This is a genomic window from Lacticaseibacillus porcinae (genome assembly GCF_003946305.1).
Taxonomy (GTDB): Bacteria; Bacillota; Bacilli; order Lactobacillales; family Lactobacillaceae; genus Lacticaseibacillus; species Lacticaseibacillus porcinae.
The window spans coordinates 60,049-71,395 of the sequence record NZ_RHNS01000013.1 but is presented as its reverse complement, the minus strand read 5'-3'; the positions used below and the strand labels follow the sequence as shown (position 1 = coordinate 71,395).

Here is an 11,347-nt window from a genome sequence, read left to right as displayed (position 1 = left end):
AGCGCCTTGAGACGCTGCCGGTAACGGGGGCTTATAGCCCCAGAGCAAGCCACCCGTTTAACGGGTGGTTTTTGACTGGGAGCAGATTCTGTGGATGTGCCACTTGTGCTAGCGCTGGTGGCACTGACTTGTGGCACACTGGCTTCACTGCTGGTGCTAGAGGTTGTGGCACTGGTGCTGGTGGTTTCGTCATAAGGTGTGGCAGGATTGTTTGAAGGGGATGCGTCGATTTTTTGTTCGGCATCTGATACCACTTGCGCCGCTTCTGCAGCAAAGGCAGTATCTTGACCTTCAGTGACTTGTTCAACTTGCGCTTGCGCGGATTTGATGTCGTCTTTGGACACTTGAGTGGCGCTTTGCAATTGATTGAGCGCATCAACTGCTTTGGCGGCTTGTCCCAAGTTCGAAACCGGTTGTTGATAGATCTGGGTAAACACAGGCTTAGCACTTTGCAAGTGTTGATAAGCGTTTAACGCGGATTCTGCTGTTTGTTGGTAGCTGGTAGTTGGCGCGATCGGTGCTTGCGTGGCTTGGGTCACTGAATACATTTGCACAGCGGCAGAAAGCTCAGTGTTTGCTTTTTTGAGTTTGGCTTTTTGACTGTCGGAAAGCGGTGTCCGATGGGTCTTGCGCATCAAGGCTTTGGCCTGAGCGATCTTCTTGTCAGAGAGGTCAGTCGCTGGCATCGTATGTGCTGAATTACGGTACAACGTGTCCACGGCAACTTGTGCCGAATGCACCGCCGCAGTAGCTTGGGCGTCGCGTTGATGATAGCCATAAATCAACGCCGCCACGCTGGCGATGCCTAATGTGAGTGCGATGAACTTCAAACGCATGCCGACCCCTCCTTTGTAATAGCCTAAGCATACGCGCCGGACATGACGAGAATGTTACATACCGATAAAAAAATCACTAAAATATGTAACCGATTGTGAAGGCACCATGACAGAACTTCACCTGACTGCACCAAAACCACGGCCCAGCAATTTCGCTACTGGCCCGTGGTCGGTTACTTGTCTCATTTGTTCCTTTGGCGCGCAACAAACACGCCTTAGGGTAATGCGGTATTATATCGAGGATTTCGTTCCCCGCCGGATCAGACAGGCAGAATCGCCAGCTGCGCGAACTTGGATGACTACCAGATATTATCCAAGCCTGTGGGCGGACTCCCACATGTTGCTCACTTACCCTGTGTTACCGTAGCTCGATTCGCGGTTTCGTCATGCGCACTCTGGGTAGTAGGACTTTGACTGCTGTCGCCAACAGCCAAGGCGAGCGTACCAATGAAGGTCAAAGACTGCAAGCCAAGCTCGAGTCTCAACTACTTTGATCTTCGCGGAATTCACCATGATGGTATCATGACTTTAAAATAAATGCAACCAATTGGTCGAAAATATTTTAAAATCACAATCAGTCATTGATAATACTGTGTTTTCATTCAATTTCACAAAGTAGACCAATTTTTATGACGGCTGTTTTGAAACAATTGCCATCACCCCAAAATTTTGTCATTGAAACCAAAAAATCGCCACCGACTATGGTGACGATTCATTAAATGATTAATCTAGTTGCGCACCATTAGAGGCGATCACTTGCTTGAACCACCCAAATGACTTCTTCGGTGTCCGCTTCAAGTCGCGCAATTCGGTGTTCGTGCGGTTAACGTAAACCATGCCATAGCGTTTGTCCATGTTCCCGCTAGAACTTGGAATATCGATCAAGCCCCAACCTAAGTACCCAATGACGTCAACGCCATCTTCAAAAATCGCGTCTTTCATCGCTTGAATATGGACGCGGTGATAATCGATGCGATAATCGTCTTGGATCATTTTGCTACCGTCAGAAACTTCACGAATGCCGATCCCATTTTCAATTGGGAACATTGGTACTTGATAGCGGCTGTAGACTTTATCTAAAATATCGCGGAAGCCAAGGGGATCAACATTCCAATCCCATTCGTTGGCTTGGGTGTAAGGGTTGTGGACCATGCCATAATCCAGATACAAGTTTGGTGCGGTGGTCAAAGGCACTTTAGAGGAGTCGATCAAGTGGCTGCGGTAATAAGAAAAGGCGAAGAAATCAGATTTCAGTTCATCGAAGATCTTTTGGTCATCGTCAGTGAAGCCGAAGTCCAAATCGTGATTTTTCGCGTAAGTCAGCACTTCTTGAGAGTAGTGACCATGCATGAATACCTCTAATAAGTTGTTGTTCAAGAATTCATCGATTTGGCGGGCGTAATGCACGTCGCGGGGATTGCTGGTGGCTGGGTAGCATTCTTCATACGCCAACATCCCACCGATTTTCGCCTCAGTGTTGGCGTGAATGTAGTTGGCCACGCGGGCATGTGCCACCATCACATGATGGTTGATGGTATAAATGTCATTTAACGTTTTTTCACCATGATCATAGCCGGCAATATGGAAGACACCAGAGCCAAAGTATAAGTTCTGTTCGTTGAAGGTGATCCAATAAGGCACCAAGTCAGCGAATTCATCCACCATCCGTTCAGAGTAGCGCACGAAAGCATCGACCACATGCCGACTCATAAACCCGTTATACTTTTGGGCTAAAGCCAGTGGCATATCAAAATGATACAAGCAGATCATCGGAGTGATCCCGCGAGCGATCAGCGCTTTGATCTGTTTGCGGTAAAATTCGATCCCTTCTTGGTTGAATTCACCGTCGCCGTCAGGGACCACGCGGCTCCATGAGATCTGGAAGCGATAGGCGTTCATGCCCATTTGTTGCATTAAATCGAAATCTTCTTCATAGCGATGGTATTCGTCGATGGTGACGGACCAATCCATTGAATTCTCAGTGGCAGGGCGGATATCGTAAACTGATTGTCCTTTGCCACCTTCATGGATGCCGCCTTCTGTTTGCATGCTGGAGGTTGAATTCCCCCATAAAAAGCCTTTTGGTAATGGTTGACTCATGGATGATTCTCCTTTGACAAATTATTTTCCCCGGTTCAAATTACAGTTCACAGCGACATGGGTTAGCAACGTTTCAGTGATTTGAAATTGGGACTCCAGTTGGCCGCCGTTACATTGTGAGGTTCCTCGGTGAAGCTAGCCTGGATGTCTCGCTACGCTCACCACCAGTCGGATCTTCACCTGCGGATTTGCCTAAGCGATAAATCGCTAAGGCAAATCTCACGATGTAGCGGCGGCCAGCTTCCGTCCCAATTTCAAATCACTTCCACTCCGCAAACTACTGTCACCCGGTCAATATGAAACACGTGAGACCGCCGTCAACATCATATTTAATCTGATATTAACGTCATAGCATTTACGTATTTTGTTTATGGGTTTGCGATACCAACGAAGAAAATCTGTGGGTGGAGAGGCTTGGGCAAAACGGAGGTGAATTGGACAATTGCCTGTGGTAGTGAAATCAAGCGAGACGCCGTTTTTTTGGCGGCACGTGTAGATTTCACCGGCAGATTTAGAAACAAAGTGGTTTTCTTTGGTTCTAAATCTAGGCGAAAGAACATCGGCGCACTTTGCCGATTTCTGTAGCCGGCCGCACTGGCAACTTGTCCAATTCACCGTAGTGACGCCAAAGCCTAGGAGCCCACAGATTTTCGGGCCAGAGGCAAGCCTGTGAACGCATACATTCTAACATAGAAAACAGACCTGCCTAAATCTAATTCTTTAATTGGGTAGCAGAATTAGGAGACAGGTCGCAATCAGTTGCTCGACAAGTGTGCAGAATGGAAATAGAAACTCATTTTCGCATCAGCGTAGATCGCCTTTGAGAAGTTGAACAGCGTATTGTTTTTCGTGTAGTTCATTTGCGCTAACGTCAAGCGCTGGTCGCCTGGCTCCAACCCCATCAAATTCGCTTGATCAGATTCCAACGTGGTCATCGACATATAATCATCAGAAGCGACCACGGTGACGTTGAAAGTTTCCGCCAAGAAATCAAAAATTGACGAGTTGATGCTATCTGTCGACAAATACGGCACCACGCTGGTGAGGTAATATGATTCTTCTAAAGCGTACACAGCGCCATCCATATACCGCAAACGAATCACGCGGTACACTTCGGCGTCAGGTTCGACATTGAACTGTTTGGCCAATGCGATCGTGCCAGCAGTGGCTTTGTCGAAGGTCACGATTTCAGAAGTCGGGTGGTGAGCATTTTTAATTAAAGGCTTACCAGCGCCAACTGATAAGTTGACAGCGTGCTCAGAGTTCAGCTGCACATGGTTGATATAATAGCCTGAGCCTTGAACCCGGCGCAACAAACCTTGTTGATACACCACGTCAATGGCGCGGCGGATGGTATTTCGTGATACGCCAAAACGCGCCATGAGCTTGGCTTCAGTGGGGAGTTTGCTGGTGAACTGACCAAGCGTGATCGCTTGAATGAGTTGGTCGGCAATTTCGTGGTACATGCAGGTCACCTTCTAATCGTACAAATTTTAGTCTTAGGTACTTGTTTAATTTGTACCCATGTATTATTATAGCATTGTATTGAAAACGCTTTAAGGTTTTAGCGCAACTTTTTTACAAACAAAGGGGAAAAATATTATGGCTAAGAAGACGATCATGTTAGTATGTTCCGCCGGGATGTCAACCAGTTTGTTGGTGTCCAAGATGCAAAAAGCTGCTGAAGCTGACGGTGTTGAAGCGGAGATCTTTGCAACCGCCTCCACTGACGCTGACAACAAGTTAGCTGAAAAGCACCCAGACATTTTAATGCTCGGCCCACAAGTACGTTTCATGTTGGCCGGCTTCCAACAAAAATGCCCAAACATTCCCGTCGAAGTCATCGACATGCAAGACTATGGCATGATGAATGGTGAGAAAGTCTTAAGAGAAGCCGTTCGCGCCATCGATGCCCAGTAATTCATTAAATTAAAAAACTTTTTGTTCACAGACTATTGTAACCGCTGTAAAATGAAGAGGCAATGCACGTTTCCGCTTTCATATTCGATCGGGTGTCAGAAGCACCCATGAGGACCTTTGGCAACAAAGTGACTGGACGTCTCCTTGGATCGGATGTGAAAGCGGAGACGCGCATACTCCCTGGGCTGGTATCCCAGCGTCTCGAAGCGCAATCAAACAATAGGCTTAAACAATCATTTACAAACATCTATCACAACCAACTCGTAGGAGGAATTTTTATCATGGCAGAAGAAGAAAACAACGAAAACATGCAAGCCGTTATGGGCTTGATCATCAACGGTGGTAACGCTAAAAGCTCCGCATTTGAAGCAATCGCCGCAGCAAAAAAAGGTGACTTTGATACTGCTGCTGCAAAGCTCAAAGAAGCGGATGGTTTCTTAGTTGACGCCCACAACTCACAAACGGCGATGTTGACTGCCGAAGCTTCTGGCGAACATGCACAAGTTACGTTGCTGATGGTGCACTCACAAGATCACTTGATGACTGCCATCACTTTCCGCGACTTGGCTGGCGAAATCGTTGACCTGTACAAAGCATTAGCTGAAAAGTAAACTAAATAGGTACCAACAAATCGAGCCAAGATCCGTCTTGGCTCATTTTGCCATTAACGTGCTTCCTGGGGGGAACGCCGCGTTAATGCAATCAAATAAGGAGAGTGGATCAGTATGACTAAAGGATTCTCTATGCCCGAAAACTTCTTGTGGGGCGGCGCGGTCGCTGCGCATCAAGTTGAAGGGGCGTGGCAAGCTGGCGGCAAAGGCGTGTCCATCGCTGATGTGATGCGCGCTGGTGCTAAAGGTGTTGCCCGTGTTGTTGATGATGCGCCGATCGATGGGAAGATCTATCCCAACCACTGGGGCATTGATTTCTACCATACTTATAAAGACGACATCAAGTTGTTTGCGGAAATGGGCTTTAAGTGTTTCCGTACCAGTATCGCTTGGACGCGGATCTTCCCTAATGGTGACGAAGCCTTACCAAACGAAGAAGGGTTGAAGTATTACGACGATTTATTTGCGACTTGCAAACAATATGGCATTGAACCGATCGTGACCTTGTCACATTTTGAATTGCCATTGCACTTGGTGAAGGCATATGGTGGCTTCCGCAGTCGCAAAGTCGTTGACGCTTTTGTGAAGTTCTCGCAAGTTTGCTTTGAACGCTATCACGATGTTGTGAAGTATTGGATGACCTTCAACGAAATCAACAACCAAGCAATGTGGTCTGATCCACACCCAATGTTGCAAAACTCTGGTTTGTTGTTAACAGACGACGAAAACGCTGAAGAAACCATGTTCCAAGCGGCACACTTAGAATTTGTCGCTTCTGCTAAAGCCGTCCAACTGGCCCACATCATCGACCCAACCTTAAAAGTCGGTTCCATGATCGCGATGACCCCGATTTACCCATTGTCTGCAAAACCTAAAGACGTGATGATGGCAGAACGCGCAATGCGTTATCGCTATTACTACGGCGACGTCCAAGCGTTAGGGGAATACCCAGCATGGGTCGAAAAATATTGGGCCCGCAAAGGCTATCACGTCGACATCACCGACGCTGATCGCATTGCCTTAAAAGCTGGCGCCGTCGATTATGTCGGCTTCTCGTATTACAACTCATTGACTGTTGAATACAAAGAAGACAACCCGTTGTACGACTACAACGAAGCGACTTCCGTGGTGCCAAACCCATATGTCCCACGTTCTGATTGGGGTTGGCAAATCGACCCAGTCGGCTTGCGTTACGGCATGAACTGGATGGCAAGTCGTTGGCACAAACCATTATTCATCGTGGAAAATGGTTACGGCGCTTATGATAAAGTTGAAGACGGTAAAGTGCACGATGACTACCGCATTGACTACTTGCGCGACCACGTGGCAGAAATGGAAAAAGCCGTGGTTGAAGATGGCATCGAACTTTGGGGCTACACCCCTTGGAGCGGCATTGACATTATTTCTGCTTCCACTGGTGAAATGAAGAAACGTTACGGCTTGATTTATGTCGATCAAGACGATGAAGGCAAAGGGTCTGGCAAACGCATCAAGAAAGATTCCTTTAACTGGTACAAACAAGTCATTGCGTCTAACGGCGAAGACTTATAATCATGACGGCGACCTCTTAGCGGAGGTCGTTTTTTTGTTAGGCAACGGTTGAGTCATTTGAAATGGAGACTCCAGCTGATTCGCTACGGCGTGGTGAGGGTCCTCGGGAAAGCTAAGTTGAATCAGTCGCAAGCGCCTGATCCAACTGGATCTTTCCCTGCGGTTTCTCGTAAGCGGTAAACCGCTAACGAGAATCTCACCACGCCGCAGCGATCAGCTTCCGTCTCCATTTCAAATCACCGCCGCGATAGCAACTCGCCAACAACTAAACCCTCGCCAAGTGTTTGGCGAGGGTTCAATCGTTTATTGATGTTCGCGTTTTAACGTGGTCAAGGCAGATTCAGACATCACATTCAATAAGCGTTGCAGTTGTGCTTCAGTTTCGAGATCATCCCATTCAAGTAGGCGTGCCATTTCCGCAACCACAGGACCGGCGATGTTTTCGGCAGTGTCGGCGTGAAAGAGGATCAAGTTCGTCCGCCGCAACATGTAATCCACTGGCGTCAGCGCCATTTCTTCAAAGACACTGTAACGTAAGCTAGCAGTTTCGCCTAAGCTTAAGCCTGGCGCAGCACCTGATTGTGCGTAACGCAACACCCGACCAATGTTTGAGCCGAAGCGTTGCGCGAGTTGATGGGCTTGGGTGCGAGGGATGCCGGCATCTTCTGCAAGGCGAGCGAAGTAATCTAGGGAATCAAGGACGGTGCTTGGGTCAAAATGGCCACCAGACACTTGCAAATGGGTCGAATCGATTTGACTGGTGTGGACGCCGTGTTCTGTTAACAAACGTTCGCGGATCACGGTGATCGCTGATTCTGCCATTTTACGGTAATCAGTGAGCTTGCCGCCGGCGATCGTGAGCATGCCGTCAGGTTCACTGATAACTTCATAACCGCGCGATACTGTTGAAGGGGCTGCGTGTTTTTTGGCGAGGTCAGCGATCAAGGCTTCGACTTGTGATTGCGTCGTCGCCCCTGCTTCAAATTGATGGATGAGATCGACAAGCGGTTGTAAATCGACATGCGTATTGCTTGTTGGTGGTGCCAGAAGCGGCCTTAGCCCAGCCCAGCTGGCTTCGATATTAGAAAGACTCACTTGCGCTTCTGGGAAACGTATATTGATCACGTTGAGCAAGTAGTCGACATCGTCAATCGCCACAGTAGGATGCTTCAAGTCGCCTTGGTAATCCGTATCAGTCGTCCCAAAATACGTTTTGCCAGCGCGAGGGATCACAAAGATCATCCGGCCATCTTGCAGTCCCGAATCAAAATAAATCGGTTGAGGCACAAACAAGACTGAATCATCGACGACCAGGTGCACGCCTTTAGTCGGTCGTAGCAGTGGTTGATCTTCTGAATGCCGTAGATCGTCGGCCCAAGGACCGGTGGTGTTGAGTAATATTTTGGCGTGAATGGTAAACACTTCACCAGATAAATGATCATGGACTTTGACCCCGATAGCTTTACCGTTGTCAGCGTGGATCACCTCAAGCGCTTCTAAGTGACTGGCAACCATGGCGCCGAGTTCGTCAGCTTCTTTGATGTTTTCGATCACTAACCGTGCATCGTTGTTGATGTAATCTAAATATACGCCGCCGCCGATTAAATGTTGTTCAGCAAGGTTTGGAATGCGCGCCAGCACTGCTTCGCGATCCAACATGTAATGCGCGTATTGCCCTTGTTGAATATTGGCGAGGCGATCGTAAAGATCCATTGCGAGTTCTGCAGCAAAAAGATCAAACGTTGCGCCAGGTTCTTGATAAATCGGCATCAGCATTGGCGCTGGATGGGGAATATGCGGGGCGACATTGGCGATGCGCGCGCGTTCTTGAACTGTGTCAGCGACGACGGTCACATCAAAAGTTTTCAAATAGCGAATGCCGCCGTGAACGAGTTTGGTGGAACGCGACGACGTGCCACTCCCAAAATCTCCCATGTCGATCAAACCAGTTTTTGCCCCTGAAGCGATACTTTGTAAAGCGGCACCAGCACCAGTGATGCCACCGCCAATGATCAATACGTCTAGGTCTGTGCGTTTGAGTTGCGTGATGGTGTTGCGTCGAGTCTGCAGCGAAAATGTCATGATAGCCTCCAGGTAGTTGACGTGGGGTAACATTTCAACAGGCGGGTGACGACTAGAAAAAGACGGGTGTTAGTGTTTGAATACCATCGTGGCTTTGACGGCTTGTTGCCAGCCTTCATAAAGATACTCACGGCGTGCTTCAGGCATTTGCGGCTCAAATCGTTTACCGACAGCGGCAATTTTTTTGAGTTCGTCAGTGTTTTTCCAAAAGCCAACGGCAAGGCCAGCTAAAAAGGCGGCACCCATTGCCGTGGTTTCAAGATTTGCGGCGCGTTCGATCGGTGTATCGATAATATCTGCTTGAAATTGCATCAAGTAGTCATTTTTAGCAGCGCCACCGTCAACGCGTAAAGCAGGGATCGCAATGCCGGTATCTTTTTCCATGGTGTCGACGACATCGCGCGTTTGATAAGCGAGACTTTGCAACGTCGCTTTGATGAAGTCTTCACGCGTGGTACCGCGGGTGATCCCAAACACGGCACCGCGCGCGTCAGCGTCCCAATAAGGTGCGCCAAGGCCGGTGAAGGCTGGGACTACATACACTTCATCTTGAGATTTTGACGCGCGCGCAGCCGCTTCTGATTGTGGCGCTGATTCCACTAACTGCATTGCATCGCGCAACCACTGGATCGCACTGCCTGCAACGAAAATCGACCCTTCCAGCGCGTAGTGCACTTCGCCGTTAATGCCGTAACCGATGGTCGTCAACAAATTATTCGCTGACATGATCGGCTCAACGCCTGTGTTCATGACGATGAAGGCGCCAGTGCCGTAAGTGTTTTTCACCATGCCAGGCGCTAAAGCAAGTTGTCCGAATAAGGCAGCTTGTTGATCACCTGCCATCCCAGCAATTGGAACGCCAGAGCCGTAAAAGTGATAATCAGCGGTCAAACCGTAAACTTCAGAGTTGCTGTGGACTTCTGGCAACATTGCTTTGGGGATGTTCAAAATTTTTAAGATCTCGTCATCCCACTGTAAGGTGTGAATGTTGAATAACATCGTGCGGCTGGCGTTGGTGTAGTCGGTCACGTGAAAAGCGCCACCAGACAGTTTCCAAGACACCCAAGTATCGATCGTCCCAAATAGTAATTCACCGTGTTCAGCCCGTTCTTGCGCGCCTTCCACATGATCTAAGATCCAGCGAATTTTAGTCGCGGAGAAATAAGCATCGATCAACAAGCCGGTGTGAGAGTGAATTAAGTCGCCGTAGCCATCTTTTTTCAATTGATTGGCGATGTCGTTAGTTTGCCGCGATTGCCAAACGATCGCATTGTAAATCGGCAACCCCGTTTGCTTATCCCATACCACAGTGGTTTCACGTTGGTTGGTGATGCCGACGCCTTTGATTTGCTTAGGTTGAATTTTAGAATCGATGAACGCGGTGGCAATAGTGGATAACACCGCATTCCAAATTTCATTGGCGTTGTGTTCGACCCAGCCAGGTTGAGGAAAATACTGAGGAAATTCACGTTGCGCATCTGCCACCTTGTTGCCGTCGTGGTCAATGATCAATGCGCGAGTGCTGGTGGTGCCTTCATCAATGGCGAGGATGTATGATTCTGCCATAATTGCCTCCTACAGGGATGTTTTGATTTTCTTTTTCGTAACGCTTACATTGCAATGATACCGCGATGACGTGCCGGCGTCTAATAATATGCCTCTAAAGGGTGAGTGAGAGTCGGCCTTTCGACGGATGCGTTTGCAAAAAAATCTTGATAATCTATTAGCCATAGGGGGTGGGCAGATGAAAACTTGGCAAAAACGTGTGTTATCCATTGTTGTTGTGATCGCCTTAGCGTTGTGTGCGACACCATGGTTGACGCGTAATCAAACCACTACTGCTGCCCAAGTCTTGGATAGGGTCAATCCCGTCGTCCAAGAAGAAACCGTGTACGTCTCCACCAGAAACTCTGCTGTGCAATGGCACGCGAATAATCATGGTGGCTTGGATTATCGTTATGAAGTCCAAAGTTACACCGCTTCAGGGATCCCTCGCAAATTAGAACTTGATGCCTCTGATCGACCGCTTGATGCCAATGCGTATCTCGCCGTCGTCACCAAAGGGCAAACCGTGTTACGTTGGCATGAAGTCCCCCGAAGCCAAGTGCCGACTAACGCCTTGAAACATCTCATGTATTAACGGTTGCTGCATTGGTTTGTAGCGAACGCAAGATCACCTGTCACCGTTGGCGGGTGATTTTTTTGACTCGGGGGGCTTTGAAATTGAGACTCCAGCTTCCGTCTCAA

9 protein-coding genes are annotated in these 11,347 nt (G+C 48.4%); 4 read left to right on the top strand and 5 right to left on the bottom strand.

Going from position 1 to position 11,347, the window contains the following annotated elements; translation table 11 throughout:
- The 3 genes from EKM92_RS10280 to EKM92_RS10270 all read right to left on the bottom strand — a co-directional run.
- A partial coding sequence (locus EKM92_RS10280; RefSeq protein WP_164509971.1) for a hypothetical protein occupies positions 1-836 on the bottom strand: 836 nt, incomplete at its 3' end.
- Between the two features lie 723 nt (positions 837-1,559).
- Positions 1,560-2,936, bottom strand: coding sequence for a glycoside hydrolase family 1 protein (locus EKM92_RS10275; RefSeq protein WP_125710476.1), 1,377 nt, complete (start codon positions 2,934-2,936; stop codon positions 1,560-1,562).
- 755 nt (positions 2,937-3,691) lie between these two features.
- Entirely contained in the window at positions 3,692-4,402 is a 711-nt protein-coding gene (locus EKM92_RS10270) for a GntR family transcriptional regulator (RefSeq protein WP_125710474.1), read from the bottom strand.
- Between the two features lie 136 nt (positions 4,403-4,538).
- Between EKM92_RS10270 and EKM92_RS10265 the strand changes: the two genes are divergently transcribed.
- From EKM92_RS10265 to EKM92_RS10255, 3 genes are all read left to right on the top strand, one after another.
- Positions 4,539-4,856 carry a PTS sugar transporter subunit IIB gene (locus EKM92_RS10265; protein ID WP_054716057.1) on the top strand — a complete coding sequence of 106 codons (318 nt, stop codon included), beginning with the start codon at positions 4,539-4,541 and terminating at the stop codon, positions 4,854-4,856.
- 281 nt (positions 4,857-5,137) lie between these two features.
- Positions 5,138-5,467, top strand: a complete 330-nt coding sequence (locus EKM92_RS10260; RefSeq protein WP_125710472.1) for a PTS lactose/cellobiose transporter subunit IIA — start codon at positions 5,138-5,140, stop codon at positions 5,465-5,467.
- 114 nt (positions 5,468-5,581) lie between these two features.
- A complete protein-coding gene (locus EKM92_RS10255) occupies positions 5,582-7,018 on the top strand; it encodes a 6-phospho-beta-glucosidase (RefSeq protein WP_125710470.1) in 1,437 nt (478 codons plus the stop codon).
- Positions 7,019-7,321: 303 nt separating this feature from the next.
- On the opposite strand, the gene EKM92_RS10250 is transcribed toward EKM92_RS10255, so the two are convergent.
- Together EKM92_RS10250 and glpK are read right to left on the bottom strand one after the other, a co-directional pair.
- A complete protein-coding gene (locus EKM92_RS10250; RefSeq protein ID WP_125710468.1) occupies positions 7,322-9,100 on the bottom strand; it encodes an FAD-dependent oxidoreductase in 1,779 nt (592 codons plus the stop codon).
- Between the two features lie 69 nt (positions 9,101-9,169).
- Positions 9,170-10,666, bottom strand: coding sequence for a glycerol kinase GlpK (gene glpK / locus EKM92_RS10245; RefSeq protein ID WP_125710466.1), 1,497 nt, complete (start codon positions 10,664-10,666; stop codon positions 9,170-9,172).
- Between the two features lie 178 nt (positions 10,667-10,844).
- Between glpK and EKM92_RS10240 the strand changes: the two genes are divergently transcribed.
- Entirely contained in the window at positions 10,845-11,240 is a 396-nt protein-coding gene (locus EKM92_RS10240; RefSeq protein ID WP_164509970.1) for a YxeA family protein, read from the top strand.
- The last annotated feature ends 107 nt before the right edge of the window (positions 11,241-11,347 follow it).

What these genes read in the sequence shown, in the direction of transcription:
- EKM92_RS10275 (WP_125710476.1), bottom strand. Translation starts at nt 2,936, where the DNA reads ATGAGTCAACCATTACCAAAAGGCTTTTTATGGGGGAATTCAACCTCC.
- EKM92_RS10270 (WP_125710474.1), bottom strand. Translation starts at nt 4,402, where the DNA reads ATGTACCACGAAATTGCCGACCAACTCATTCAAGCGATCACGCTTGGT.
- EKM92_RS10265 (WP_054716057.1), top strand. Translation starts at nt 4,539, where the DNA reads ATGGCTAAGAAGACGATCATGTTAGTATGTTCCGCCGGGATGTCAACC.
- EKM92_RS10260 (WP_125710472.1), top strand. Translation starts at nt 5,138, where the DNA reads ATGGCAGAAGAAGAAAACAACGAAAACATGCAAGCCGTTATGGGCTTG.
- EKM92_RS10255 (WP_125710470.1), top strand. Translation starts at nt 5,582, where the DNA reads ATGACTAAAGGATTCTCTATGCCCGAAAACTTCTTGTGGGGCGGCGCG.
- EKM92_RS10250 (WP_125710468.1), bottom strand. Translation starts at nt 9,100, where the DNA reads ATGACATTTTCGCTGCAGACTCGACGCAACACCATCACGCAACTCAAA.
- glpK (WP_125710466.1), bottom strand. Translation starts at nt 10,666, where the DNA reads ATGGCAGAATCATACATCCTCGCCATTGATGAAGGCACCACCAGCACT.
- EKM92_RS10240 (WP_164509970.1), top strand. Translation starts at nt 10,845, where the DNA reads ATGAAAACTTGGCAAAAACGTGTGTTATCCATTGTTGTTGTGATCGCC.